26 protein-coding genes are annotated in these 26,354 nt (G+C 39.9%); 5 read left to right on the top strand and 21 right to left on the bottom strand.

Annotated features, from left to right (window positions below; genetic code table 11):
- Positions 1-12: 12 nt before the first annotated feature.
- From H9648_RS14105 to H9648_RS14080, 6 genes are all read right to left on the bottom strand, one after another.
- Positions 13-789, bottom strand: a complete 777-nt coding sequence (locus H9648_RS14105; RefSeq protein ID WP_225218915.1) for a carbohydrate ABC transporter permease — start codon at positions 787-789, stop codon at positions 13-15.
- Positions 790-918: 129 nt separating this feature from the next.
- Complete coding sequence (locus H9648_RS14100; protein WP_191754442.1) at positions 919-1,818, bottom strand: carbohydrate ABC transporter permease; 900 nt, start codon at positions 1,816-1,818, stop codon at positions 919-921.
- A gap of 66 nt (positions 1,819-1,884) precedes the next feature.
- Positions 1,885-3,195 (bottom strand): ABC transporter substrate-binding protein, encoded by a 1,311-nt coding sequence (locus tag H9648_RS14095; protein ID WP_191754441.1) that lies wholly within the window; start codon positions 3,193-3,195, stop codon positions 1,885-1,887.
- A 103-nt stretch (positions 3,196-3,298) separates the two neighbouring features.
- Positions 3,299-4,309, bottom strand: a complete 1,011-nt coding sequence (locus H9648_RS14090; protein ID WP_191754440.1) for a LacI family DNA-binding transcriptional regulator — start codon at positions 4,307-4,309, stop codon at positions 3,299-3,301.
- Between the two features lie 142 nt (positions 4,310-4,451).
- Positions 4,452-5,693 (bottom strand): helix-turn-helix domain-containing protein, encoded by a 1,242-nt coding sequence (locus tag H9648_RS14085; RefSeq protein WP_191754439.1) that lies wholly within the window; start codon positions 5,691-5,693, stop codon positions 4,452-4,454.
- Between the two features lie 149 nt (positions 5,694-5,842).
- Entirely contained in the window at positions 5,843-7,657 is a 1,815-nt protein-coding gene (locus H9648_RS14080; RefSeq protein WP_318243536.1) for a M4 family metallopeptidase, read from the bottom strand.
- A 154-nt stretch (positions 7,658-7,811) separates the two neighbouring features.
- On the opposite strand from H9648_RS14080, the gene H9648_RS14075 reads away from it, so the two are divergent.
- The 3 genes from H9648_RS14075 (at position 7,812) to H9648_RS14065 (ending at position 9,685) form a co-directional block, all read left to right on the top strand.
- Positions 7,812-8,474 (top strand): DUF4047 domain-containing protein, encoded by a 663-nt coding sequence (locus tag H9648_RS14075; RefSeq protein ID WP_191754438.1) that lies wholly within the window; start codon positions 7,812-7,814, stop codon positions 8,472-8,474.
- Positions 8,443-8,988 (top strand): signal peptidase I SipW, encoded by a 546-nt coding sequence (gene sipW, locus H9648_RS14070; RefSeq protein ID WP_191754437.1) that lies wholly within the window; start codon positions 8,443-8,445, stop codon positions 8,986-8,988. Before H9648_RS14075 ends, sipW begins: the two co-directional genes overlap by 32 nt.
- An 82-nt stretch (positions 8,989-9,070) precedes the next feature.
- Positions 9,071-9,685, top strand: a complete 615-nt coding sequence (locus H9648_RS14065; protein ID WP_191754436.1) for a TasA family protein — start codon at positions 9,071-9,073, stop codon at positions 9,683-9,685.
- Positions 9,686-9,757: 72 nt separating this feature from the next.
- Here H9648_RS14065 and H9648_RS14060 read toward each other — a convergent pair whose 3' ends face one another.
- The 6 genes from H9648_RS14060 to H9648_RS14035 form a co-directional block, all read right to left on the bottom strand.
- Positions 9,758-10,858 (bottom strand): threonine aldolase family protein, encoded by a 1,101-nt coding sequence (locus H9648_RS14060; protein ID WP_191754604.1) that lies wholly within the window; start codon positions 10,856-10,858, stop codon positions 9,758-9,760.
- A 16-nt stretch (positions 10,859-10,874) separates the two neighbouring features.
- Positions 10,875-11,582 carry a hypothetical protein gene (locus H9648_RS14055; protein ID WP_191754435.1) on the bottom strand — a complete coding sequence of 236 codons (708 nt, stop codon included), beginning with the start codon at positions 11,580-11,582 and terminating at the stop codon, positions 10,875-10,877.
- Entirely contained in the window at positions 11,579-12,325 is a 747-nt protein-coding gene (locus H9648_RS14050) for a hypothetical protein (RefSeq protein WP_191754434.1), read from the bottom strand. Before H9648_RS14050 ends, H9648_RS14055 begins: the two co-directional genes overlap by 4 nt.
- Positions 12,303-13,205 carry an ATP-binding cassette domain-containing protein gene (locus H9648_RS14045; protein WP_191754433.1) on the bottom strand — a complete coding sequence of 301 codons (903 nt, stop codon included), beginning with the start codon at positions 13,203-13,205 and terminating at the stop codon, positions 12,303-12,305. The genes H9648_RS14050 and H9648_RS14045 overlap by 23 nt, the downstream gene beginning before the upstream one ends.
- On the bottom strand, positions 13,202-13,588 hold the full coding sequence (locus H9648_RS14040) for a GntR family transcriptional regulator (protein WP_191754432.1): 387 nt from the start codon (positions 13,586-13,588) through the stop codon (positions 13,202-13,204). The genes H9648_RS14045 and H9648_RS14040 overlap by 4 nt, the downstream gene beginning before the upstream one ends.
- Before the next feature lie 138 nt (positions 13,589-13,726).
- Positions 13,727-14,311, bottom strand: coding sequence for a vWA domain-containing protein (locus H9648_RS14035; RefSeq protein WP_191754431.1), 585 nt, complete (start codon positions 14,309-14,311; stop codon positions 13,727-13,729).
- 97 nt (positions 14,312-14,408) lie between these two features.
- Here H9648_RS14035 and H9648_RS14030 point away from each other — a divergent pair, with 97 nt between their 5' ends.
- Positions 14,409-14,909: a hypothetical protein gene (locus H9648_RS14030; RefSeq protein WP_191754430.1), complete on the top strand. Its 501-nt coding sequence runs from the start codon at positions 14,409-14,411 to the stop codon at positions 14,907-14,909.
- A 43-nt stretch (positions 14,910-14,952) separates the two neighbouring features.
- Here the strand turns inward: H9648_RS14030 and H9648_RS14025 are convergent, their stop codons facing one another.
- The 3 genes from H9648_RS14025 to H9648_RS14015 form a co-directional block, all read right to left on the bottom strand.
- Positions 14,953-16,065 carry an NAD(P)/FAD-dependent oxidoreductase gene (locus tag H9648_RS14025; RefSeq protein WP_191754429.1) on the bottom strand — a complete coding sequence of 371 codons (1,113 nt, stop codon included), beginning with the start codon at positions 16,063-16,065 and terminating at the stop codon, positions 14,953-14,955.
- Positions 16,066-16,177: 112 nt separating this feature from the next.
- On the bottom strand, positions 16,178-16,963 hold the full coding sequence (locus tag H9648_RS14020; protein ID WP_191754428.1) for an SDR family oxidoreductase: 786 nt from the start codon (positions 16,961-16,963) through the stop codon (positions 16,178-16,180).
- A gap of 117 nt (positions 16,964-17,080) precedes the next feature.
- Entirely contained in the window at positions 17,081-18,202 is a 1,122-nt protein-coding gene (locus H9648_RS14015; protein ID WP_191754427.1) for an NADH-dependent flavin oxidoreductase, read from the bottom strand.
- A 412-nt stretch (positions 18,203-18,614) separates the two neighbouring features.
- On the opposite strand from H9648_RS14015, the gene H9648_RS14010 reads away from it, so the two are divergent.
- Entirely contained in the window at positions 18,615-19,073 is a 459-nt protein-coding gene (locus H9648_RS14010) for a TspO/MBR family protein (protein ID WP_191754426.1), read from the top strand.
- A 44-nt stretch (positions 19,074-19,117) separates the two neighbouring features.
- Here the strand turns inward: H9648_RS14010 and H9648_RS14005 are convergent, their stop codons facing one another.
- The 6 genes from H9648_RS14005 to H9648_RS13980 form a co-directional block, all read right to left on the bottom strand.
- Positions 19,118-19,831, bottom strand: coding sequence for a VCBS repeat-containing protein (locus H9648_RS14005; protein WP_191754425.1), 714 nt, complete (start codon positions 19,829-19,831; stop codon positions 19,118-19,120).
- A 116-nt stretch (positions 19,832-19,947) separates the two neighbouring features.
- A complete protein-coding gene (gene xylF / locus H9648_RS14000; protein WP_404825755.1) occupies positions 19,948-20,991 on the bottom strand; it encodes a D-xylose ABC transporter substrate-binding protein in 1,044 nt (347 codons plus the stop codon).
- Positions 20,992-21,062: 71 nt separating this feature from the next.
- Complete coding sequence (locus H9648_RS13995; RefSeq protein ID WP_191754423.1) at positions 21,063-22,583, bottom strand: response regulator; 1,521 nt, start codon at positions 22,581-22,583, stop codon at positions 21,063-21,065.
- Positions 22,561-24,024: a sensor histidine kinase gene (locus tag H9648_RS13990; protein WP_191754422.1), complete on the bottom strand. Its 1,464-nt coding sequence runs from the start codon at positions 24,022-24,024 to the stop codon at positions 22,561-22,563. The genes H9648_RS13995 and H9648_RS13990 overlap by 23 nt, the downstream gene beginning before the upstream one ends.
- A complete protein-coding gene (locus H9648_RS13985) occupies positions 24,021-24,959 on the bottom strand; it encodes a sugar ABC transporter substrate-binding protein (protein ID WP_318243535.1) in 939 nt (312 codons plus the stop codon). Before H9648_RS13985 ends, H9648_RS13990 begins: the two co-directional genes overlap by 4 nt.
- Before the next feature lie 216 nt (positions 24,960-25,175).
- Complete coding sequence (locus H9648_RS13980; RefSeq protein WP_191754421.1) at positions 25,176-26,351, bottom strand: sugar ABC transporter permease; 1,176 nt, start codon at positions 26,349-26,351, stop codon at positions 25,176-25,178.
- Positions 26,352-26,354: the final 3 nt, after the last annotated feature.

The raw sequence follows: 26,354 nt of genomic DNA, 5'->3' as shown, positions 1-26,354 counted from the left end.
TGTTTCTCTCCTCTATTCTTTGATAGAACCTGCTGAAATGCTGTTGACGATATACTTTGATAAAAATAGGAAAGCTACCATGATCGGTACCACAGAGATCGCGATCCCTAAGTACATGGAACCTAAGTTTTGAGCTACTTGTGAACCTTTTAAGAAGCCCATCAACACAGGAAGCGTGAACTTTTCAGGTGAGAATAATACAACTAATGGCATAATGTAGTTGTTCCATGACCCGATAAAAGTAAAGATAGACATGGTCGCGATTGCTGGCATCATGATTGGAATCGCGATCGTATGAAAGATTTTAAATTCACTTGCGCCATCGATCCTTGCCGCCTCAATCAAACTTGGATGCAGCGTTGTTAAAATGTATTGGCGCAAGAAGAACACCACGAAAGGACTCGCTGCTGCCGGAATGATTAACGGAATATACGTATCCAATATCCCTAAGTTCTTACATAGCTCATAAAATCCAATTAACCCTAACTGGCCAGGAACCATCATCATCACTAACATGAAAACGAACATCGCATTCTTGCCCTTAAACACGTAGAACGCAAAACCATAAGCCGTTAATGCTGAAAAGTAACCCGACAATAACGTCACAAGAACGGAAATGATTAAGCTGTTCTTAAAACCAGCCCAAATATTGATATAGCTCATCATCGTTTGATAGTTTTCAACGATTGCACTACCGGGAAGCAGGGTGAAGCCTGAAAGGATTGCTTCATTTGAGCGTGTAGCGTTAACAAGCATCATTAAGAACGGAATGAAACACACGATTGCCATAACGATCAATACGGTATAGATCAGAAGTTTTGGTATACTGATTTTCCGCTTCGGTTTTGTTTCTATAACACTTTTCTTTTGAACAGAATTTGAAAGGCTATTATCTACGGCTGTTTTTCCTATCATGCTTTACACCTGCCTTGGTTGTTTACGTTCTTTCCCATACATCCCCTTGAAAATAAAAGCAGAGAAGATGAGCGTTATAACAAATAGCCCGTATGCTACTGCAGCAGCGTACCCGTAATTGTTATACTTGAAGGCTTGATTGTATAAATAGAGCACCATCGTATTCAATGAGCCATCTGGTGATCCTATTCCATCTGTTAAAAGCATCGGTAGATCAAACAATTGAAGACCTCCAATGAGCGAGGTAATCATGATATAAAGCAGGATAGGCTTTAAGAGCGGAATCGTTATCTTAGAAAACGTCTGCCAGCGATTTGCACCATCGATCAATGCTGCTTCGTAGTAGTCTTTCGATATACCTGATACACCTGCCATTACAACGATAAAGGAGTGACCAAACCACATCCACGTTAAGATCAATGAGATCGATAACTGTGCACTCGTTGGTTCGTTCAGCCAGTTGATCGGATCTGAAATGAGTCCTAGCTTCATTAACATCATGTTTAATGATCCGTGCTGCCAATCTAGTAAAATCCCGAATAATAGAGCAACTGAACTGATCGTAATTAAATTCGGAAGATAAAAGATTGCTCGAAAAAATGCGATTCCTTTTAACTTGACTCTCATATCTGAAAAAATCATAGCCAGAATAAGAGCAAGTCCCATTTGAAGAACAAAGTTCACACCCCATATTTTCCATGTGTTAAAAAAAGCTTCAACAAAATACGTGTCTGTAAGGAGTCGTTTATAGTTTGCCAGACCTACTAACTGTGCTTCACCACTGCCTGTGTAATTTGTAAAGCTATAATAAAAGGTTAGGGCGACGGGATATATACTGAACACTAAGAAGACGAGCCAAAACGGAGCAATAAAAAAATAGCCATAACGGTTTAAATTTTTCATCTCTCCTCCCCCTTTCAATAGATAGGCCAGTGGCGAGGAAATGTTTCCCGCCACCGTCCTTAAAACTTATTTTTTCGGTACTTTTATGTCTGGATAAGCATTTTGTGCTTTTTGATAGAATTCTTTAATCGCTTCTTTTTTAGATTTCTTACCTGTTACATATTGCTGCACGGCATTTCCGTAGAGCGTATCTAGCTGCTGATCGTACTTCGTTACGATTCCAGGTGTGATCTTAGTAGATTGATCTAGGAAGAATTGATAGTTGTTCTGTCCACCCAAAAACTTGTCGCTAAAGTCGTCTTTAATCGTTTCTGTTACAGGTAGATAAGAAAGGACATCTCCTGTTTCTTTACTCCAAGATGTTAAGAACTCATCGTCTTGTGTCATCATTTTCACAAATTTATAAGCAAGTTCTTTATTATCCGATTTGTTGTATACACCAAGCCATGTTCCACCCCAGAAATAAGGACTCGGACCACTCGTTACCGCCCAGTCACCAACAGATTCCTTAACATTGGTTTTTAGGACGCTATGTAACCCCCATGTAGGAAGAACATATGAAAACACTTGTGTTTCTTTTTCCTTGCCGCCTTCTTTTACCTTGATCGGCTTATCCATGCCTTCGAACCAAGATGGTGACCATTCAGGTGCTAGAGCTGTGTATTGATTATCACGAAGCTTTTTCGAGTAATCCATGTACTCCATTTTTTCATCCGTAAGCTGAAGCTCATTCTTATCGTTTACCCAAGGCTGTGGATTGTCACCTTGTGTGAACCAGCGGATCGCTCCTTCATCTGGGAACATGCTATAGCCTTTTTCTTTCATCTTATCTGCTACTTCAAACACCTTATCCATCGAGCTCATCATTTCACCAACTTGAGTTGGATCGTCCGTTCCTAATACTTCTTTTGCAATGCTTCGCTTATAATAGATGCCTCCAGGCGTCGTTTGCCAAGAAAGAGCGCGTACATCGCCATTTTTATCTTTACCAAGGTCAAATACGTAAGGTACATACTTATCAGAAAGCTTATCTGCGTTATAAGGCTTTTCAGATAAGTTCTCCCAATAACCTGCATCTACCCATTGTTTTAAGAATGCGATCTCACCCGTGAAAACGTCAGGAGCTCCAACACCACTCTCAAGTACAGGCTTTAACTTTGTCGGGTAGTCAGCGATCGGAACAATCGTTAACTCCACTTTTACGCCATTCTTTTCCTCGAATGTTTTGATCGGTTTCTTCAATTCATCTGTAAACGACCAGATTCTTAAATCAACATCTTTCTTGCCATTACCAGATGTTTTCGAATCGCTTGAACAACCTGCAAATAATCCCACCAACAGAATAGATACCAAAAAGATACTTAACTTCCTTTTCATGTATAAACCCCTTCCTTCTTTAAAATTTATAGAGCGAAAGCGGTTTCGTTTTGTTTCAAAATAAATATTCGAAACCGCTTTCGAATTATACTAAAAAAAATTTTTATTTTTTTTGTGCGCATGATTCACGAATGATTAATTCAACTGGTATGCGCTTCGATGTGATCAGTTTTTTCTTTTGAATAATCTGTTTCATCAATAACTTTGCTGCTTGGTATCCAATCATATCCGTATCTTGCTTAATCGTCGTTAACTTCGGTGTAATGTATGCCGCCATTTCAATATCATCATAACCGATGATTGAAATATCTTCGGGTACGCTTAAACCCTTCTCTTTTATGGCCTCAATTGCACCGATAGCCATATGATCTCCTGCAACAAATACCGCTGTAGGTACATCATCAAGCATCAACAATTTTTCCATGGCCGCTTTGCCTTCACCGATTGAGAACAATCCACCATTGATAAGATAGCCATCATGAATCGGCAGGTTTAACTCATTCATCGCTTTTTTAAATCCTTTAATTCTTTCTGCACCTGCATCCGTTAAAGGATCGCCAGCGATATTAGCGATCTTTGTATGACCAAGTGAATGCAAGTAGTTAACTGCGAGCTTTCCACCTTCAATATTATCCGAGAACACAAGACTGCAGTTCTGTTTGTTCATATCTATAACAACGATAGGAATCGTGCTGTTTATCATCTCTTGTACTTGCGGATCTTGTGGATCAGAACAGATTACCACAATGCCATCAACGGCACGGTAAGAAAAATGTTCCAAATAGCTGATATCCCTATTACGCAGATTTCTTGAAGCGAAAATGAGATCATATCCTTCTCGTTCTGCATTCTTTCTGAAACTTTCTATTATGGCACTAAAGAAAGGATGTTTCATTCCTACTTCATTCGATTCAGAAAACATCACACCAATCGTCCAAGACTTTTTTGTAGAAAGAGATTGGGCATGTGCATTAGGCAGATATCCCATTTCTTCGACTGCTTGTAGAATCTTCTGCTTCGTTTTTTCACTCACATCAGAATAGTTATTGAGTGCCTTTGAGACGGTAGTCGTTGAAAAACCCGTCTTTTTTGCAATATCATAAATTGTAGCCATTGTTATCTCCTCTTTACCGAAAGCGCTTTCGTTAATTGAAATTATAACTGACGCGAAAATAACTTTCAATATAAATTTTCTAACTTTTTTGAACAAAAAAAGACAGGGGACTTTTTATCCAACCTATCTTGCATGATATTATTTAATCTCTAGCTAGAAACAAAGAGGAAATTTCAACTGCTTTCTCGTACTGCTTCGTGTCCGAATAATAGTGGTATAGCTGCTTTCCAAACTTTTCGATCCTGCTAAATTGATTATGAGATTGAAAAAATGGCATTGCTATATTTTCTAAGTAACTGAAATAAGCATCCATCTCGCTCTTTAAGATATACAGGTGAAGTTGAAACAAATGCAAATATAACCGGTGCTTTAACATTTTGGCTGCTGTTAATCCTTCTTCTGCGCTTTTTAAATTCTGCTTTTGAGACTGCAGTTTACCATCGATACTATTGTCCAAAAAATTATACAATCGGTTTAAATAAATCGCTGTTTTTTTATCAGCCATCTTTAACGCTTTCTGGTAATAGATGTGAGCATTCTCATAATCTTTCCTCTTGAAAAATTCAAGCCCTAGATTATGCAGAAGCATTCCAATAATACCAATTTCGTTTAGCGTTTCACTATCCTGGATCAACTGAAGGTAACGGTTAACTTTTTGTTCAAATTCATGCTGTGTTGCACATTCTATTTGAAGCAGCATGACTGATTCTGCTTGGATGGCTCTTGAGAAATTGTTGTTTTTCTTAAAAAAGTCCACTGCTTTTTTAGCATTGATATAAGCCATCGTTTTGGATTCAACCCATTGATAAGCCATCGCTAAATGATAACAGTATTCTTCATTTCCATAGGCGATCTTATCAATCGTACTCAAGAGCTCGATCGCTTTCTTGCGATTCTCAACATGAAAATTGTTGTACTTCTGCAAATAATAGATTCCTTTTACATGCTTATACATGTTGTATTCATAAGGAGTCAGGTGCTCAGTTTTTATTCGGTTTAAAATCTCTGCTGTTTTTTGTGGCTCTTTTTTCAAAAGATAATAACGAGCAAGCACTAGCTGATAAAGTGCTGCATGTTTAGAGGATTGAACAATCGGAAATTGATCTAATTCACTTTTTGTTTTCTCTACTTCTTTCATTCTTTGCATGATAATAGAGTTATGCCATTGATGGAGTTTCTTCTCCATATCTTGAAAGAACTGCATCTCCTTCTGTATGTCGATATCTAGCCGTTTTGAGAATAAAGCAATAATCTCCGTTGAGTACTTCGTCTGTCCCCGCTCAATTTTACTAACATGTGTTGTCGTACAAATATCTTTGCCCAGTTGCTCTTGAGAAAGTCCTCTTCTTTTACGATAAAATTTGATAATTTCTCCCTCGATCATACGTGTCTCTCCTCATGAACAAATGTTTAATGATAAAAGTTTCTTTCTAAATTGTTTTTTTCCTTCTAAAGTCATGTTTTTAAGTCTTAGTGCCCATTGTTTTTCCATAAAAAATCCACGAAAGAACACTCTCTCGTGGATCACACTGCTTATTGAGCCGGTACACCAATCGCATCGTATGCTGCAATTACAGCTTTTGTTTCGGCAGATGGTGCTCCATTACGGTCTGGATAAAGATCTCGAGCGGATTGGATCGCTGCCGCACGCATCTCTTTGAATCCTGATGACGGTACAAGATAGTTCGTTAAAGAACGGTAAAAGATTTTCTCTGTTTTCGAACGTGTGATACCCGTGACTTTAACTCCGTGGTGCTCTCCTCCTTCAGAGATAAGATAAGCTGCTTTATTGTTGATGGAGCTGTTAATATGAACACCACCCTTATCCAGCTCACCTAAGTATCGATCTTCATAGTGATCAGGATATGCATTATCCTTCAATCCATAAGCTGCAGAAAGCTTCTTGGACTTTGGATTACTCATGGAACGAAGTCCGCCATCACCAGGTACGTTTGGTGTGTAAATGTCTTCACCCATCTCCCATTCAGATGGACTTGTTAATCCGTGTGAATGCATCTCAGACAACGCACCGAAGATATCAGCTAGTGATTCATTAATCGCACCTGATTCTCCTTGATAGGTTAGGTTTGCTGTTTTCGAGATTACACCATGTGTCATCTCATGACCTGCAACATCCATCGCACCTGCTAATGAACTGAACAGAATACCGTCACCATCTCCATATAGCATCTGCTTTCCGTTCCATGCCGCATTGTTCCATTTAGATCCAATGTGAACCGTGCTTATGATTGGCATTCCGTTTCCATCGATACTATTACGTTTGTGAATATTTTGGTAATACGTATTTACTTTGATAGAGTTCGTATGAGCTGAAACCGCTGCTGGATCCGCAAAGAAGGACGTACCTGTTTCTACTTCAAAACCGGAGAACCCAAAAAGTCCGGATAGTAGGATGAAAGGTGTTTCACCCATGCGGTTCGCTTTGTACGTATGAACCGGGACGATGTTCGGATTCGTCGTTGTTCCTCCTCCTATTGCCGCACCATGCAGATAGCTTTTCCCGGATGTACTATCTTTTACAGCGATAAAGTTTTGAACTTTACCGAATAAATCTAGTCCTCTTCCTGTGATCGGAGTTACTGCTGGAGCATCTGCTTCATGTACCGCGTTAAACTGATCAACGATCTCACCCGTCGTTGCATCTATAAAATAATGATAAAACCCAGGTGCAGGAACGGAAGTCGAAACTTTAACTAAATACGTTAAGTAGTTTCTGCCTTCATGCGGATAGATCGTTAATTCTGTTTCTACTCCGTCATACTGCTTAACTTCTCCAATCTCAGCAACTACTTGCTCTTTAGCTGTTCTTTCCGCAGCTTCCTTCGTGATGGACGGATCTGTAGAAATGATGGATCGACCTAGTTTCTGAGTCACCTTTCCAAACGATGCATACACATTGTTGTTTGCATCCAACGCAACGGTTTGTCCACTGCCGTAGATCGGAATCCCGTTGTATTGCTCAATAGTACGCACGTGGTATGTATTTGTGCTACTATCTGCAACCTCTTTTACGATCTTAAACTGCTCTCCTATTGATGCTGATTTCGCTCCAACCTCGGAAACGACCTGTGATTGAAGATACGCTTTAACGATTTCAGCTTTACTCAACCCTTCAGGAGCTTGGAATAAAACAGTTGTAGGATTCGCGTGTGCATTAGATCCAGGTAATGAAAATCCTCCAAGTGTAACGGACAATGCTAGAACTGCTGGGATTACCACTTTTTTGTTCAATCTTTTTTTTCTTTTCTTTTTCAACCCATTCACCTCTTCATCAAATTGTGCTTCCGGAATAATTCCAATTATTAAGAACATTACAAATGTGGTCAATTGGGTTAATTTATCCTTAGTTTTGCAAGGGTTAATGGCTTTTGAGGACTGTATTCGACAAAAAATGTCTATATTTCTTGAATAATTAACCCAATAACAATCTCGAACACATTCTGTAATAATAGGGTCAAATCACTAGACGAGGAGGGCTGATATGAAAGGCAAGCTTCATAAAGGAACTGTTCTATTGGGGCTATGCTCTCTATCTTTTTATTGTGGGGCTCAAATTACCGGTCAAACTGAAGCAGCCTTTTCAAGCCAAGCTCAAATAAAACCGGTTGAACTTTCAGCTGCGATTGTTTTTCCAGACACAGTGGGAGATCTTAACGGAAAAGCAAAGATCATTTATTCGGACATACTCTCTCTATACAATACCGTTCCGAACGCCGCTGATGATGCAAGTTTACAGGAGCTGAAACAAACGATTGAGGAGATTACAGGATTAGAACTAACACTTCACTCACTTCTCCATGACTTTGAAGACATACATAATGAGCTCTTGAACTATGAGAAACGGGTAAGGAATCTGGATTCAAAGACATACCAATTTGTCTATGAAGGGTGTAATGAGGCAAACGAATTGAGCAAAAAAATAAAAGAAACAGTGAAGCTACAATCTATTAAACAATTACACCATTCTATTGAAGTTCGTATTAACAAGTTAGAAGATGCCGAGAAGAAGATTGAAGACCCCGTTAAATCAGCAGAGATGAAGAACACGACTGATCATATAGAACAAAACGAATTGGCTGATCATTCTATTCAAAGTGAAGGAGAAACAAAACATGACGAAAAGACTGTTGAAATTCACAACTAAACTAGCAAGTACCTCTTTTATTGTGTTGCTCTGCTTGCTTGCTTTTATCATCCTATCGTCACGTATTTCAGGATCAGAACCTTCCGTTTTTGGCTATCAGATTAAAGCGGTATTATCTGGATCGATGGAGCCTATCTTTCAAACAGGATCTATCATCTCTATTAAACAGGCAGATGATAGCACTACCTTTAAAAAAGGCGACATTATCACTTTTCAAATGGAAGATAAGCTAATTACTCATAGAATTATTGATGTTGAAAATAAAAACGGACAAGTTTCCTATCACACAAAAGGGGATCACAATGACGGACCTGATATGTGGTCAGTTCCTTCAAATGATGTGATTGGAAGCTACACAGGATTTACGATTCCATATGCCGGATATGCATTAAATGTGACTCAATCTAAGGAAGCATCTGCACTTTTGTTATTTATTCCAGGGTTCTTATTATTTAGTTCAGCTGTCTTTTCTATCGTGAAAGCAGCTAGAAAACTAGATGTCGAAAAAGCATGAAATCAGGTTAGATCTCTATGTATTTAAATCATACATACGAGTTTAATAAATTTATATTACATATCTATGGAGGTTGAGAAGAATGGGGTTTACGAAGACAATTAGCAAAGGCGTTATGACAGCTGCACTAGGTTTATCTTTAATGGGAGGAGGAACGTTCGCTTACTTTAGTGACACGTTTGAAACGAAGAACACCTTCGCTGCAGGTACGTTAGATCTTTCCATCAATCCAAACGCTGTGGTTAACATTGATAACATTAAACCTGGCGATGAAGTGTACCGTGAATTTACGTTTGAGAATAAGGGTTCTCTAGACATCTATCAAGTACTACTGGATACGAAATATACGGTTGAAGATGCAAAATCAGATAATACAGATGATCTAGCAAACCACATTAAGATCACAATAATGTACAACACGAGCAGTGCAACTGTTCCTGTTGTTGAGACAACATTAGCCCAACTTAAAGAACAACAACCTGATCTAACGGCAATTGATGAATTCGTTGGTACTGTTCAGCGCCCTGATGGTATTCCTCCAGGGGAGAAAGAAAAAATGTTCGTATTGTTCCAGTTCGTAGATAATGGCGAAGATCAAAACCAGTTCCAAGGAGACAAGCTTAAAGTGGATTGGACGTTCAACGCGAAACAAGCACCAGGTGCTTATAACGACGATACAGATCCTGAGAATAACTAAATTTTAGAACAAGCTAGAACTGCTAAGATTAGCAGTTCTTTGCTGTTTTATCCTAAATTACTCCATTATTATTTATACTAAAGTTCTTGTCTTCAGCTTCTTATTCAGCAGTGTGAACGTCTGTTTTAAATGACTATTAGGTACTGTCAAATAATTGTCCCCTATACTCACTTCAAAGAAACAACAATTCTCACCATTCTCGCGAAGATGTCCTGTTAATCCAACTCCACTTTCACCATAAGTGTCTGCCAATATGCGTTCCATTTCATCCTTTGGTGCTTGAACATGGACATGGAACATGTTTGAAACGGGCGTTATCGGAAGGGTGCGTACACCTTCACACTCGTTATAGAGTGCTGCTAATTCCTTTGCAGCCTCATAATACTCTTCCATTTTTTTAACTCGCTGATCAAAATAGAAATCTGCGCTTAAGATATATGGATAAAGACTGATCAAATCACCGCCATGACGTCTTTTCCAAACCTTTGATTTCTCAGTAAAGTCTTTTCGCCCTGCTAGGATTGCACCAGCAACTCCGCCAATTCCCTTGTAGAAAGAAACATAAACACTATCAAAAAGAGCACAAACTTCCGCTGTTGTCTTTTTATAAAAGGGGAGAACTTCAAACAATCTTGCTCCATCCAGATGAAGTTTAATCCCTTTTTCTCTGCAGTAATCAGAAATTCCCTGTAATTCTTCAAAAGTTGGCAGCTGTCCGCCGATCTCTCGCTGAGGAAGTTCCAATAATAAACAAGAAACGTCCTCCATCATGTTCACCACGTCATCGAGCTTGATGATCTCATTAGCATCAGCAAGCAGTACGGGTTCAATATGGTGAAGTTCTTTCAAACCATCTTCTTCGTGAATTTCCAAGTGACATAGGGGATGATACGCAACTTTCCGTACTCCCTTTTCATCACACCAAATGCGCATGGCGATCTGTTGGGCCATCGTCCCACTCGGGAAAAATACAGCAGATTCTTTTCCTAAATAAGCTGCCATCTTTTCTTGAAAGCTATCAATGATGTGACCGCTGCCATACATATCACTTTCTTCCTGCCCTGTTTGATTTGAAAGAGAATCTAACAGAACAGACACATCTCTTTTTCCGTGCCCGGTTACTTGATATTTTGCATTTTTGTATGCATCGATTAAAGTGTTTTTGTTTTCCAACATAACAAGCTCCCCTCTATTCGTTTATCCAAATAATATCTCCATTAATTTCCATATCATTAGGTACTTTTAATAGAATAAAATCAAGCCCGATCACAGAGCTGCGATTTTCTTGAGTAACGTGTCCTCCTTTAGAGAACTGACTGTATGCAAAGCCTGGTGAAAACCTGGAGAAACTAACTGTCACTAAAGGTGGGTTATTTACGGTAAGCTTTTGTCCATTCAATAAAAGCTCTGGCGAATGTAATTTGTCTGTGAAATCTACGCCATCAATATAAGATTTTCCTATATAGTAAGACGCTTCAATTTCACCATCATTTTCGGTCTTTCGTTCTGCAAGAACACTCATGATACCTGTTTCTCCCTCTTTTAAAACAATGTCTAACGACTTTTTATCAGTAGAGAAAGACCACTTCTTCTTTTCAAAAAATTCTTTATCAAGGTCATCTAGATTTCCTGAATACAAATTGTTTACTGCCCTGTTTTGAGCGTTTTCTATTTTGTTCATTTCAGCTGCTGTAGCTACCTTTTGATCATTCTTGTAGTTGGGAAGGATGCTTAGTGAAATAACTGTAGCAATCGCTAGAATAAATGTATATCCCCCGAGGATCCAGCGAATTTTTCTTGTTCCTAAGCTTACTTTAGTGTTAGATCTCATGATTCCAATTCCAAAAGCGACGATAATAAACACAATTAAAATTGGCAAGAAAGATATAATTATCATTTTCTTACCTCCATTCTATTAGAAATTCCTAGGCTAGCCAGCAGCAACATGGACGAGACGAGAGCAATTTTACAAAAGAACAGAATAAATGATGTTTCTTCTCCAAAAAACATAGTTATATTTACAAAGAACCTAGGATCGCCACCGATTCCATCCAAAATTAAGCCGCCAAACAAGACGGTCGGAATAATTAACAAGAAACCTTTATGCAGCTGAATTAAAATACCAACAAGATACCCTGCACAAGCAAACAGAAAAATATAAAGAATGGAAGTAATCATTCCCATTACGAATTCAGTAACCGTTAATGAATCAACGATGATTGAATAATTATCTTTGAAGTAAAACGCCAAGATTTGAAAGAGATGAGTAGAAAGATAAACCGTTATGCCTGCAAAAATACTAGCCGTTAAAAGAAATAGAATGTTTGAAACTTGGCTGATGGTACGATTCGTCACCAAAGAAAAATCATCATAACGATACGCTCTCGTTGTTATGATAATGGCTGTTATGAACGCCCAAATCATCATAAAAATGAGGATGATATCACTTGTGTAATAGTAAAAATCATATTGTAGTGAATTAGAGGAGCCACTTCCCGACCCGGTACCATTAAAAGAAAAAAGAATCGCTAGCAGCTGGATCACGATTAACGATGTAAAAACACCAAAGTATGATTTTAGCTTATAACGGTATTGTTTCTTTACGATGTCCCAAGCCTTAACCTCTGCTAAATACATCATCAATCCCACCTTTTGTTTTACTTGTTAGATAACTGCAAATATCTTCTGCAGAAACTGACGTGACTTCTAACCCTAACTGTCTAGCATCCTCTAACTCTTTTATCGAACGATCGTTTCTTATGACCGCGTATGACATATTTGCGCCGATCTCTTGCATAGAAATGAGTTCCATCTTCTCTGTCCACGTCTCCACGTTAACCGTCTTTCCTCTCACGCCAATCGCGTACTCCTTTAACTGATCGATGGATAAGTGAAGACACTTTTCACCAGACTTAATGAGTAGTACCTCTTCTAACAGATCTTCTACTTCATCTAATAGATGGCTAGAAAGGATGATCGTTCTCGGATAGGCGATGTATTCTTTTAATAACGCTCGGTAAAAATCCTTACGTGTCGCAGAATCCATTCCGCTTGTCGGTTCATCCATGATTGTGAGCGGGCAGCGTGCAGCTAAACCAACGATCATATTAAATGTACTCTTCATCCCCTTTGAGAGATTTCCATGATATTGATTAGGGTTAAAAGAAAAATAATCAAATAATTTTAAAGCTAAATCGTGGTTCCAATTTGGGTAAAAACTCCCTGCTGTTTCAAGCAGTTCATTTAATGTTAACCCTTGCGAGAAACTCATCTCGTTATCGATGAAGATTGTATTGGCCGATATCTTTAAATTATTGAACGGATTTTCAGAGAAAACCTGTATGTCACCCGAAGAATGATGAAGGTAACCAGCAATTATTTTTAATAATGTTGTTTTTCCTGCTCCGTTCCTTCCGATCAAACCGGTAATCTTGTTTTCTGCTATTTGGCAGTTCATATTTTGAATTGCTTTGGATCGTCCGTATTGTTTAGTCAGGTCATGACAAACCACTACATTCATGATTGCTCCTCCTTTATTCTTTGGTGCATATCCCTGATCATCGTTACTAGTTCTTCTTCTTCGACTTGCAGCTGTACAGCTTCTTGCGCTAACTCGGTTACAAGTGAATGCAGCTTAGAACTTTTTCTTTTACCGAGGATAATTTTTCTTGCATCCGCCGCAACAAACATTCCCAATCCCCTTTTCTTATAAAGAACGTTATCATCAGCCAGCAAATTGATGCCTTTACCGGCAGTAGCTGGATTTACATTAAACATCTCAGCTAGTTGGTATTGCGAATATATTTTTTCATCTGCTGAAATCGATTCGTTCAAAATCTCGTTCTCAAGCCATTCTGAAATCTGAACATAAATCGGTTTCATACTATCAGCATTTAGCAGCAAATGTACCTCACCTCCAACTTACCACTATAGTGCGTTACATATGTAATGTACTATATATTTCCAATATATGCAATATGTTGTTTATGATGACATAAAAAAAGACACTCTCCTGTATAAGGAAACTGTCTGAGAGTTATGTTATTTATTTCTTCGCTGTAAGATCTCTTCGCTCATCATGGCGTATAAATTTTCTACACCATCCTGGGTAGCATCAAAACTAAACGCGTCTTCTTCTTTAATACCGAGATTTTGCGCTTCAGCTATAACGTCAATATTTGCACCCATAAAAATAAATTCCCAATTGTATTTCTCTTGCTGATGTTCAATGAGCTTCTTTACCTTTTCGTGTGTGAATTCAGAACTCGCGTTTTCCATCCCATCTGTCGTAATAACAAAGATCACTTTACCTGGTCTATCGTTTTCTTCAGTGCGTGATAGCTTGTAACCCACATCCAATATGGTTTTGCCTACAGCATCCAAAAGCGCTGTAGTTCCGCGTACATAATAGTCCTTCCTCGTTAACTGGACTTGTTCTGCAGGGACACCGCTCCATAGAATTTCATACTGATCATCAAATAAAACGGTCGTAAGAAGTGTTTTTCCCTTCCGCTCAACTTGCCTTTTTACGAACGAGTTAAACCCTCCAATAGTGTCCTTCTCCAGCCCTGACATCGAACCACTTCGATCAAGCAAAAATACGATTTCTGTTACGTTTTTGTTCACCTTTAACCATCTCCTAACATTTGTCATGCTATAATCATAGCTAGAAAGATTCAGCAATTGGTCGCCTGTGAAGCGACATTTTAGGAGGTGATCGGATATGCTTGATCAAAAGCTTTTATTAGAATTAGAAACCTACCTGAATGATTATTTCATAATGGAATTAGAAGTTTGTCAATCTCCTAAAATGATGGAGGAATGTTTAGAAGAAAACAGTCTCCGCTTTGAGTTAGATGCGTTTATTCATCACAACAAAAAGCCAACGCTGCAGGAAAAACTTTTTCAATTGATTGATGAAAAAGGTGTAACCGACGCAGATGTTTATAAGAAAGCCGGCTTAGATCGAAAGCACTTCTCTAAGATTCGCTCTAAATCAGATTATCGACCAAGAAAAAATACGATTCTTGCGCTGGCTCTTGGCTTGGAATTGGACGAAGATGATACAGAAGAACTTCTGGAAAGTGCAGGATATTCACTATCTCACAGCGATACAAACGACTTAATCTTTAAATTCTTCATTAACAAAAAAATCTATGATATAGATGCTGTCAATGAGTACTTGGAGTATTTCAGCTTAAAGCCAATTGGGAGTACCATATAAAAAGACAACTCACTTATGTGGAAGTTGTCTTTTTTCATAGCGATTATTCAATAGCACCAGATACATCATAGTGGGATATATCTAGTTCTGTAGATTTTCCTAATGCAAGCTTCGCAAGTTCAGCTCCTAAATAGGGCCCACTTGTTAGCCCTGACGCACCAAGGCCATTGGCGATCAAGATGTTAGGAAAATTAGGAAGCGGTCCGATCACCGGTAAAAAACCTGGCGTGAACGGTCGGAAGCCTACTCTCGTCTCAAGAATTGATCCTTCTGACAGGCCAGGTGCGACAGCTAAGGCTTTTGTAAGTATGTCATGAATACCGCCTGCCGTTACTCGGTTATCAAAACCCGCCTCATCCTCATGTGTTGCTCCTACAACTACGCGATCATCAAAAGTGAGAATGTACTGGTTTGTAGGCGGCATCACCACGGGCCAATCAGCTGTATCCATTTTTGGCAACTCCAAGTGTATGATCTGTGCTTTTTGTGGAGTTACTTTAAAATTGATCCCAAGTGGCTTTAAAATCTCATTCGACCATGCTCCTGCTGTTATGATGATTTGATCAGCGAGAATGGTTTGACCACTAACGGAAACACCAGAAACCTTGCTTCCCTCAAGAAGCAGGTCAGCATTTCCACAAAGGATCTTCACTCCGCTTTTCTTAGCTCCTTTCAACAGAGCGTCACGCATCGCTCTTCCGTTTACACGAGCACCGCCACTTACAAAGACCGAACCGAATTCGTCGGATAATGGCGGGAAGCGTTTCTTCGTTTCTTCCGGAGAAAGAATCGTGATCTCTCCAATTTCCGGAGCTTCTTCTCTACGTTTCAGAGCTCGTTCTGCCATTTTCTCAAGTTTCTCAGAATCTGCATGTAAGCTCAGTGTACCTACACGTTTGTAACCCGTATCGGTTTCACCGTCTTCCTCGAGCATCTTGATGAGTTCAGGATAATACCGCGCTCCGCCTTTTGCTAACTGATACCAAGCTTTGTTACGGCGTTGGGATAACCACGGACACACGATGCCAGCTGCTGCATCTGTCGCTTGTCCTCTATCTTTTCTATCAATTAATAGAACCTCTGCGTCAGATTTACTAAGATGATAAGCGGTAGAAGCTCCTAAGATTCCGGATCCGATAACAATTATTTTTTTCATTTTCAAACATCCCTACTATCCCATTTATATATGTATCTAACTATAGTATTTTCTTAAACAAAACTCAAAAAACCCTGACTTTTCATCAGGGTCTCGGAAGTTGTGGATTGCTTTATATTTTCAGTTCCCAACGTTCTTTCTCCGTTTTCTTCAACTGTTCTTCTACTTCCTGTGGATGAACAGTACGGAAATGGTGTTGCTCGGCCGGGATGATTTCAATCATTTTCTCGATCATGTCCTCTGGATCAAATTGATTCTTCAGCTGCTCTTCTTGCTTCTTCATATCTTCTTTTCTTGTAAAGTTCTTTTCGGGATCATACCATTTGTATTTTTCTTCTGCACTTCGATCATTGAAACCTGTTGCATAAGCACCTGGATTGATGGTTGCCACTTTTACACCGAACTTTTGAAGTTCAGCCTGCATCGTTTGAGCAATTCCTTCAATCGCATGCTTTGTTGCCGTATACGGGCCAACATACGGTGTTGCTGATATACCTGCCATTGAACTTAAAAAGATAATTTTCCCGCTTCGCTTCTCGACGAATTTTTTCGCTGCTAGCTGAACGGATTCTAGCGTGGCAAATACGTTAACCTCAAATAGTGCACGAACGCGGTCCATCGGAACTTCGGCTAATGGGCCACCCTCATTGATCGCTGCATTTGCTACAAATATATCAAAGTCATATTTCTCTATTTGTTCCAAATCTCGTTCATTTGTAATATCAAGTTTGAACACCTCTATATCAAGACCTAGATCCTTAGATTCTTCTAAAAGCGCTGTTTTTTGTGATGTCGTTTCAGTTGTGGCGATGATTGCGTGCCCTTTTTTAGCGAGTCCGATTGCAGTACCTTTTCCTAATCCACTTCCTGCGCCTGTTATAAAAATAGTTTTACTCATTCAATCTGCCTCCCAGTCGTATGTCTACTCTATCTCTTCCCACACCTGCTGAAAGTAAACTTTGTTGTGTTTACAAACAAAAAAGCAGGATCAGCTCCTGCTTTTTCTTATCTTTTATTAAACTCCCGGAAACCATCCTGGTGCGTTCAAGACTGCGTTCCACAACGGATCTGGTACGACAAGTTCATCTTGCTTCTTTTTATCAAGTTTCGTTACGATCTCAGACTCTTTGCCTTGTTCGATCTTTTGTACCCAGTCTGGATCAATGATCAGTTCACGCCCTAAAGCAATAAATGGAACTCCTGTTTCTAAAGCTTTGATCGCATCATCTGCTGTATAGATGGAACCTACTCCCATAACAGGTACACGGTCGCCTACTCTTTCGTTAATAATCTCAATGCGTGAACGTGTATCTTCAACTCCTCGTCTAGGTTCAGACCAGAAATCCATTACCGAGACGTGAAGATAGTCTAATTTCTTAGCACTAAGTGCATCGACGAGTGCTAACGTATCAGCCATCGTAATTCCTGGTGTTTCAGGTTCTTCTGGTGAGAAGCGGTAGCCTACGATGAATGAGTCATCTGCATATTCAGCAACTGCTTTTTTCACTGAATCTACAACCGCTAAAGGAAACGCCATACGTTTTTCTAATGAGCCGCCCCATTGATCTTCACGGCGATTCGCGTGTGGAGAAAAGAACTGCTGAATCAGATAGCCGTTCGCACCGTGGATCTCAACACCGTCAAAACCTGCTTCAATCGCTCGTCGAGTGGTCTCACCAAAATCACGAACGATAGAAGATACTTCTTCTGAAGTCAGTTCGCGTGGCACAGGTTTCCCCTCACCTGAAGGGATATCGCTCGCACTCACAACATCTCCGTTTGGAACAAGTTCAGGTGGCACTTCGCGACCACCATGGAAAATTTGTAGAATCGCTTTTGATCCTTTTGCTTTTATGGCAGAAGCTAAGCGGCGAAGACTTGGAATCATGTCATCCGAATCTCCAGCGAACTCTCCTGGGAATCCTTTGCCGTTAGCCGTAACATTCGTACAAGCTGTAATAACCATTCCAACACCTTCAGAACGACGCTCGTAATAGTGAATTTCTTCATCTGTTACAGTTCCATCTTCGTTTGACGAAAAATTCGTCATCGGTGCCATAACAACACGGTTCTTAAGTTCAACACCGTTCTGAAAACGATAAGATTCAAACAATGGTGCATATTTTTTATTCATCATGTTTGTCTTCCACCTCTTTATTTTATTTAGCTTTTTTGTTTTTTTTTACAAGATAATTCTGTTATTACTATTTTCCTTCTCCTTGCAAGTTGATTGGAGTGAAAGGTGTGAGACTCCTGCGGGACGAGTGGGCAGGTGAGACACTCAATGGCGCGTAGCGCAGAGAGGCTCACCGTCCGCCCCGCGGAAAGCGAGCAGCCTGAAGCGGAAATCAACCACTTATAAGAACATCCTAAGGAAAAACTAAGTAATAACTTTCTTTTTTAAAGTAACTATTATAATAATACCCTCTGTTTTCAAATGCAAAAAATACGCTTATGGTTTTAAGAATAATTTAAAAAGGGAACAGTATACTTCTAAGAAATATAGACAATTGCTTGCACGATTTCCACTACAACCCAGGAGGTAACGCATGAAAAAATCCAGTATTGCCGTCTTTATCATTATCTTTGCCCTGTTCTATGTTTCCAGTTTTCTCTTTCCAATCGACCGTGAGTGGTATGATGCACTGAACAAGCCATCATGGACTCCATCAGGACAAACAATCGGTATTATTTGGGCAGTTTTGTTCTTTTTAATTGCTCTATCCGCAACTCTTATCTACAATCAATATGGTTTTAAACCCATTGGCTTTTGGATTCTTTTTGCGATCAACTATGTATTCAACCAAGCTTTCGGTTATTTTCAATTTACACAAAAAGATTTATTCGCAGCGAGCATCGACGCACTATTGATTGCGGTAACGACTTTACTTTTAGTCATCTATGCCGGTCGTTTAAGAAAAGTTTCAGGATGGCTGCTCATCCCTTATCTTCTCTGGAGTTCGTTTGCTACCTACTTATCATGGACCATCTATAGCATGAACGCATAAGCAAAAAGAGATCTAGCCTTATAGAGAAGGCTAGACCTCTTTTTTTATGTTCCAGAAATCGCTACGTATTGATTCTGAAGAACAAATCCATTATTCTTCCATCCTAGCGTGTTCACCACATACCCTAAAGTATCTGCGTTATATAACCCTGCGATCTTTTGATAAGCAGAAAGCTCGTAAACTCCGTCGGAATCAAAATCGATTGGATATAGACCGCTTAATGGATTCACAAAGCCGGTAATTGGTTTCTTCAGCTTTCCGTTCACATCATATATTTCATTTAAATACTCTTTGTCTCGTTTTGATAGATCAATGATATACGTTTTCTTATTACGCTTACTTACAACTCGAACTTTGTAGTTATCCTCATAAATCACATCATATTCATAAGCAGCATTGTAAGCGTTGAAATTAAACATCTCTTGCGGTGTATTCCCTATAAACGAATACACATAATGATACATGAATCCTCCGCTGCCTCCAGAATTGATGCTGACCAACACGTCTGAAACCCCGTTACCTGTAAAATCTCCTAAAAACAAAGTGGGGTTGTAGCCAGCATTGTCAGAAAGAGGCACTCTTGTCTGCGCACCTGTTCTCCCATTCTTCACAAAAAGCGTAATGTTCTCAATAAATGGGCTATCCTGACTCTTCGTACCCGTTAGATATACATCGTCAGGTACACGGTCTCCAGTCACATCTCCCTTAGCGAACGCAACAACACTCGGGGTTACTCTATAATTGTAATGGTTATACATAACATGCTCCTTGTTAGATACAGTTTTCTACCATGTTATGGGCACCTATCGGAAATGACACAATCATTTCTTTAACAAAAAAAGCCCCGCGTCAGATGGTGATCACGGAGACTGGTTTATTGCTGATTCTGATACACATCACTTTTAGAATGGAATCCGTCTTTGATAATTGTTTTGTCTATATTTCCCTTATCAACCGCGATCGGAGACAACAAAACAGAAGGAACCTCTATTTTACCGTTGTTTATCTTTCGTTCTGTTTTTACTGTTTTACCTTTTGCCATCTTCACTGCCAATTCTGCTGCTTTTTCTGATAAAGCCTGAATCGGTTTATACACCGTCATCACTTGAGTTCCCCGCACGATCCGCTGCACGCCAGCAAGCTCCGCATCTTGTCCGGCTACCGGAATCTTTCCTGCGAGCCCTTTTGCTTCAAGCGCTTGTATGACACCACCCGCAGTAGCATCGTTCGCTGCAATTACAGCATGTATCTCATTGTTGTTAGCTTTCAGTGCCGACTCCATATTTATAAACGCATTAGCAGGCGTCCAGTCTTTGGACCATTGATCGTATACGACCGTGATAACCCCTTTATCAATGAATGGCTGAAGAACTCGGAACACACCTTTTTTAAACAGGTGAGCATTGTTATCTGTTTCAGCTCCTCCTATATACACGTATTTTCCATTCGGAACGAGCTTTGTTATCGCTCGAGCTTGTAGCTCGCCTACCTTTTCGTTGTCAAACGATACGTACATGTCGAGGTCAGCATTTTTGACTAGACGGTCGTATGCCATCACTTTAATGCCTGCTGAATGGGCTTTCTTGACGATCGCCGCCATAGCTTCAGCATTATGAGGAACAACGACAAGAAGGTCGACCTTGTTCTGAATGAGCGTTTCAGCTTGTGCAATCTGCAGAGAGTCATCACCGTTAGCAGCAAGAATTTCTACTTCCGCCCCTAAATTCTCTACAGCTTTTTTGAAGAGCTCTTTGTCTTTAAGCCAACGTTCTTCTAACAAAGTATCCATGGAAAAGCCAATCTTAATCTTTTCCTCGTTTACTGACCCGCTGCCCGTCTTTTCACTTTTAGAAGGAATCGCTTTTCCAAGTGTCTCATCGCTCGTAATGTCTTTATCGCACCCTGAAGCACATATCATGGCTATGAATAACAGGACAAAGCATAAACGATTTAAGAATCTTCTCATGAATGATGCTCCTTTACGTACCTTCATCCTTTTTTACCAAGAACAGTCCTGCGATATTCTGTAGGTGAAAGCGCAACCATTTTTTTGAACACTTTGCTGAAATAGTTAGGTTCGTGATATCCGACCTCAAACGTGATTTCTTTTAAGCTTTTTTCTGGATCTGCCATCAGTTTCTTCGCCTTTTCGATTCTGCATTCTGTCAGAAAATCAATATAGTTGATTCCCAGCTTTTCTTTAAACATCTTACTAATATAGATCGGACTTAAACCTACTTTTCTTCCTAACGCCTCAAGAGAGATGTCTTCATGAGAATGCTTAACGATATATTGTTTAATCTGATGAATCGTATCGGCTTCAAGCTTGTCATAATGTTCTTCATATGAAGTCCGCATCTGTTTGAATAGATGTTCAGATTCAGAACGAAGCTGACGGTAGTCTTGAGTTTGATAAGAAAAGAAAGGCGTTTCAGTCTCCATTCCCATTTCGTTCATCACTCTTGCAGCGACCCAGAGCAGTTCAAGAACACGCTGCTGCGTTTGGAGTGGATCTGTCCCTTCGTTCTCGCAACGTTGGATGAGACTCAATACATTCTTTAGAACTTCATCCCACTTTCCTAACCTGATCTCATCTAAAAACTGTTTTTCTCGCTGTTTGGATTTAGGTCTGTCCTCTGTACTCCCAAGCACTGGAACATCATGATAAAAGCGATATTTAACAGGCAAGGAGGAATCCATCGTGGCAATAAGTGATTCTTGATAGGACTGCCGAACTTGATCTAAAGAATGACACACATTTCCGATCCCTATAAACCACCCATCATCAGACCTTGCTTTTCTCAGTGAGAGAATATCTTTTGCGAGAGAAATCGCTTGAGAACGAAACGAAGAACCAGGTTTACGAAAGACGATAATAGGAAGCTGCCGACCATACAAGGCACCAACCCATCCACTCGCCGATTTCCTGACCTTTTCTTTGATCAACGAATAAAGGTTTTCTTCTCCTTGTGGAAGTAGAATACTCATCACGAATGGTTCATGAGTGGAAGAGATATCGAGCATATCAACAAGCATATCCAGATGGCCGTCATGTACATGATCAAACAACAGCTGCGTGACAACATCTGTTTCCACGAGCGGTAACGTACTTTCCAAAACCTTGAGAGATCTGCGCTCTTCTGCAATTTCCATTAAGACTTTCCCGACCGTCTCCTCAATCTCACTCACTCTGCTCGGCTTTAATAAGTAATCCTTCACTCCTAATTTGATCGCCTGACGAGCATAATCAAACATATCAAAAGCCGTAATCATCACAAACTTAATAAAAGGATCTGTAGATGTAATCTGCTGAATCGCTTCTAGTCCGTTCATTCCTGGCATCTGAATATCCATCATCACTAAGTCAGGCTTTACTTCCGCCGCAACTTGAACTGCGACTTTCCCATTTCTCGCTTGATGAATCTCGAGATCAGGAAATGCCTTCTGCAGAATAACTTGCAGCCCATCTCGTTCAATCTGCTCGTCATCAACGATCAAGAGTTTGAGCATGCTGTTCACTCCCCCTCGTCTTAGGAATTCTTATTACCACCGTCGTACCTATTCCAATATCACTTTGAATATCCATCAAGTTTTCCATTCCATAAAAAAGCTGTAGCCGCTTCACAACATTGGTAAACCCGATACCTGTTGAAGTACTGTTTGTCTCAACTAGTTCTCCGTCTAAGATCTGCAACCTGATATTCTCAGGTATTCCAGGTCCGTCGTCTTCCACTTCTATTCTCACCATGTTATCGTCATCTTTAATTCGTAGCCAGATCTGTCCGCCATCTTCTCTTGGCTCAACCGCATAGATCACGGCGTTCTCAATAATCGGCTGCAGAGTTAAGCCAGGAATCTGAACATCTAAACAGGACTGATCCATTTCGAGGTTCAACGTCAGCCGGTCAGTAAACCTTGCTTTTTGAATGTTCATATATTGCTGAATCACCATCACTTCATCTTGAAGCGTAACGGATTTGTCTAACCACTTTAAGTTGTATCTCAATAGACCAGCCACACTTACAAGTAGATCACTCGTTTCTTCTGATCCTTCCAAATAAGCCTTTTTCGATAGGGTATTAAGCGTATTAAATAGAAAGTGCGGGTTGATCTGGCTTTGCAGATTCTTAAGCTGACTCTCTTGCAATAGAAGCTTGCTTTGCTGAAGTTCATGCTCTAGCTGCGCATTCTGCTGTATTTCCTGAAACAAATTATTGATATTGATGCGCATTCGGTTAAAGGTTTGAGCTAGAAATGAGATCTCATCATTTGAATCAACTTTGATCTCTTTGTCAAACTTTCCTGCAGACAGCTCGTTCGCTGCACGTGTTAACTGCTGCACCGGTCTTGTGATACTTAAACTAAACCAATACGTAATCACGAGTAACAGCAGTGTGATCAGAAGCATCAGCCAGATTCCTAGTTTCTTAAATTCAGCAGACTGATCGATGATGCCTCGATAAAAAACGTCGTAAGTCTTCAGCTCTGTGTCGATCAATGTAAGCGTCATTTCTGATATATATTTGGAAAGACGCGTCGCTTCTGTAAATTCTTTGTTTGATGTCTCGGTGTCAGATTCCGCATAGAACATCAGAGAACGATCTGTTGTTTCAATTAAACTATCAATAAGATTCATATAATTCATGAGTGCAAATTCATTTTCTGAGTTTCTTAGTTTTCCGATTTCCAATTTCGCCATGTTAAGTTTATCTTTGCTTTTATCAAGGTTATCCAAATGTTTCTCTGACGGTTCAAGCAAGTAGTTATTAAGGTCTGTAACCACTTTTTGACTCGTACTCGTCACTTCATTCATGCTTAAATAACGTTGTAAGATGTCATTGTATTGATTTTGCGTTTTCTGATTATAGTATGTAAGCGCTATCCAAATAATGGCCATGATGATCAGAACGACTGATGCAAGCATCCATATTTTTTTCTGTATTCTGTTCATCTCTCGTCCATCGCCTTTATCATTCGAATTTCACTGGAATAACCATCCGCATCAAGAGGAACGGTTTCGTTCTTCAGCCATTGCATCAAAACATCCACGCTTTTTCTTCCCATCATCTCGGGTGACTGCTCAATCACACCATCCAACTTTTTTTGGTTAAGCAAGGTCATCGATTCTGATCCATCATCAAAAGAATAAATAAAATAAGGCTCTACCTGTCCGCGTCTACCAATCTCCTGAATCATAGCTCCTGCCGTATTGGCGTTCACGGCAATAAATCCATCCGCATCGGGATACTGATTCAAAAGGTCTCTTGTTTTTGCAATAACTTGCTCTCTCGTCTCAGGTGTTTCTGCATAAATCGTCTTTATGTTCGGGAAGCTTTGAAGCACCTCTTTAATGCCTGAAAGCCGCTCTTCCTGATAGTACTCTTTTTGGCTATCACTTAATAAAATAACTTGCCCAACTTGTCCCATGTCAGACAACATGAGTTTAGCGATCATCATTCCTGCTAAGTGCTGATTTGACCCAACATATGTTTTCCGAAGACTTTCTGTTTTAGGTACGTCATTTCCAACCGTAACGATAGGAATGCCATAAAAGGCCGCTTTTACTTTCGTCAATTCTTTAAAACGATCTGTATCAAGTCCTTGCACGATGATGCCATCTACTTTTGACTGAATAGCAACCTCGAGCTTCTTTAAAAAATCATCTTGGTTCTTGCCGTAGCTTCCCCATACTTCAAGGCTTGCCCCGCTTTTTTGAGCTTGTTGTTCCGCACCATTTCCAACCTTATCCCAGGGGTATCCAATTCTTGCGTGATAAGAACAATACGAAAAGAATCTGCTTTCTGAGTAGAAGCTGCAGGCAGTTTCCAGTCGGTTCGAAACGCTTTTTGTGCCGTTAAAAATGTGAAATAACTTAGGAAGATACATATAAAACTTAGAAAGATTATCCCAGCTTTGCGCAAGTGAAGTATCCCCTTTTTTTTCCGAAAATTTACTAATCTTATTTTATCATAAGAAACTTGATGCAGACGCTAACCTCATTACCAATTATAGGTATATGTTAGGCGTTTAAGAGTTAAAAAAGTGAAGACACCTTTTAGCACGATGTCTCCACTTTTTTTACAAACTTTGTTCCGATTTTGGCTATCCTCTCTTTTTACGCGTCATCACATCAAACAATACAGCGGCAACCAACACGCCACCTCTAATCATGTACTGCATGGAAACCCCAACACCAAGAAGGTTCATCCCGCTTGATAAAGAAGCCATAACAATGGCACCGATGATGGCACCCGTTACTTTTCCAACACCACCCGCGGAAGAAACACCACCCACATAGGCTGCTGCGATGGCATCAAGCTCAAAAAGCGTTCCTGCTGTTGTCGTAGCCGATTGAAGACGCGAAGTAAATAGAATACCAGAGAGTGCAGCAAGCATTCCCATAGAACCAAACACCATGTACGTAATCTTATTTACATTGATTCCGCTTAGATGTGCAGCTTCTGGGTTACTTCCTACTGCATAAATGTGACGGCCAAGTACCGTTTTCGTCGTTAAGAAATGGTACGCCACAACGACAAGAAGCATGATCACAACCGTCCAAGAAAAGCCGTTATAACCTGCTAGAATCCAAGTTACATAGGCGATGATCGCTGAAACAAAAACGAGTTTGAACGTAAAGATTCCTTTAGATACAACTTCGAACTGATATTTAATCTTGTTGCGGCGCGTAGAGATCTCGCTATAAATATAAATTAAGATAGATAGTAGACCTAGGATTAGAGATAAAAGATGCAAACCGTTTACGATCATAAGGGATGGAATAAATCCGTTGCCGATCGCGTTGAACGCATCGTCTTTGATAATAATCGTTCCCGTTTTCTCCGTTACTTGTAATAGCGCACCGCGGAAGATCAACATCCCTGCAAGCGTAGCAACGAACGATGGGATTGCGTATTTTGCGATCAACAAACCGTTAAACAGACCAATAACGATTCCAAGCAGCAGGATCACCGGAATCGTCACATAAATAGGCAGCCCCATCTTTGTTAAAAGGATGGCCGTGATCGCACCAAGAAATCCTGCTGCGAACCCTATTGATAGATCGATATGACGAATAACGATGACGAGTGTCATTCCTACTGCTAATACAGCGATATAACCAGTAGAATCTAATAGATTACTAATATTACGAGATGACATGAACAGCCCATCCGTCATGATGGAGAAGGTAAGCATAATCACAAACAAAGCGATATACATCCCATAATCACGGATATTCTCTTTCACTAACGTTCTTGCTTCATTGATAAATTCCATGGC

Source organism: Fictibacillus norfolkensis, assembly GCF_014836645.1.
GTDB lineage: Bacteria > Bacillota > Bacilli > Bacillales > Fictibacillaceae > Fictibacillus > Fictibacillus norfolkensis.
The sequence above is the reverse complement of the archived record's forward strand: the minus strand, read 5'-3'. Positions and strand labels throughout refer to the sequence as shown.

What these genes read in the sequence shown, in the direction of transcription:
- H9648_RS14105 (WP_225218915.1), bottom strand. Translation starts at nt 789, where the DNA reads ATGGCAATCGTGTGTTTCATTCCGTTCTTAATGATGCTTGTTAACGCT.
- H9648_RS14100 (WP_191754442.1), bottom strand. Translation starts at nt 1,818, where the DNA reads ATGAAAAATTTAAACCGTTATGGCTATTTTTTTATTGCTCCGTTTTGG.
- H9648_RS14095 (WP_191754441.1), bottom strand. Translation starts at nt 3,195, where the DNA reads ATGAAAAGGAAGTTAAGTATCTTTTTGGTATCTATTCTGTTGGTGGGA.
- H9648_RS14090 (WP_191754440.1), bottom strand. Translation starts at nt 4,309, where the DNA reads ATGGCTACAATTTATGATATTGCAAAAAAGACGGGTTTTTCAACGACT.
- H9648_RS14085 (WP_191754439.1), bottom strand. Translation starts at nt 5,693, where the DNA reads ATGATCGAGGGAGAAATTATCAAATTTTATCGTAAAAGAAGAGGACTT.
- H9648_RS14075 (WP_191754438.1), top strand. Translation starts at nt 7,812, where the DNA reads ATGAAAGGCAAGCTTCATAAAGGAACTGTTCTATTGGGGCTATGCTCT.
- sipW (WP_191754437.1), top strand. Translation starts at nt 8,443, where the DNA reads ATGACGAAAAGACTGTTGAAATTCACAACTAAACTAGCAAGTACCTCT.
- H9648_RS14065 (WP_191754436.1), top strand. Translation starts at nt 9,071, where the DNA reads ATGGGGTTTACGAAGACAATTAGCAAAGGCGTTATGACAGCTGCACTA.
- H9648_RS14055 (WP_191754435.1), bottom strand. Translation starts at nt 11,582, where the DNA reads ATGATAATTATATCTTTCTTGCCAATTTTAATTGTGTTTATTATCGTC.
- H9648_RS14050 (WP_191754434.1), bottom strand. Translation starts at nt 12,325, where the DNA reads ATGATGTATTTAGCAGAGGTTAAGGCTTGGGACATCGTAAAGAAACAA.
- H9648_RS14045 (WP_191754433.1), bottom strand. Translation starts at nt 13,205, where the DNA reads ATGAATGTAGTGGTTTGTCATGACCTGACTAAACAATACGGACGATCC.
- H9648_RS14030 (WP_191754430.1), top strand. Translation starts at nt 14,409, where the DNA reads ATGCTTGATCAAAAGCTTTTATTAGAATTAGAAACCTACCTGAATGAT.
- H9648_RS14025 (WP_191754429.1), bottom strand. Translation starts at nt 16,065, where the DNA reads ATGAAAAAAATAATTGTTATCGGATCCGGAATCTTAGGAGCTTCTACC.
- H9648_RS14020 (WP_191754428.1), bottom strand. Translation starts at nt 16,963, where the DNA reads ATGAGTAAAACTATTTTTATAACAGGCGCAGGAAGTGGATTAGGAAAA.
- H9648_RS14015 (WP_191754427.1), bottom strand. Translation starts at nt 18,202, where the DNA reads ATGATGAATAAAAAATATGCACCATTGTTTGAATCTTATCGTTTTCAG.
- H9648_RS14010 (WP_191754426.1), top strand. Translation starts at nt 18,615, where the DNA reads ATGAAAAAATCCAGTATTGCCGTCTTTATCATTATCTTTGCCCTGTTC.
- H9648_RS14005 (WP_191754425.1), bottom strand. Translation starts at nt 19,831, where the DNA reads ATGTATAACCATTACAATTATAGAGTAACCCCGAGTGTTGTTGCGTTC.
- xylF (WP_404825755.1), bottom strand. Translation starts at nt 20,991, where the DNA reads ATGATATGTGCTTCAGGGTGCGATAAAGACATTACGAGCGATGAGACA.
- H9648_RS13995 (WP_191754423.1), bottom strand. Translation starts at nt 22,583, where the DNA reads ATGCTCAAACTCTTGATCGTTGATGACGAGCAGATTGAACGAGATGGG.
- H9648_RS13990 (WP_191754422.1), bottom strand. Translation starts at nt 24,024, where the DNA reads ATGAACAGAATACAGAAAAAAATATGGATGCTTGCATCAGTCGTTCTG.
- H9648_RS13985 (WP_318243535.1), bottom strand. Translation starts at nt 24,959, where the DNA reads ATGTATCTTCCTAAGTTATTTCACATTTTTAACGGCACAAAAAGCGTT.
- H9648_RS13980 (WP_191754421.1), bottom strand. Translation starts at nt 26,351, where the DNA reads ATGGAATTTATCAATGAAGCAAGAACGTTAGTGAAAGAGAATATCCGT.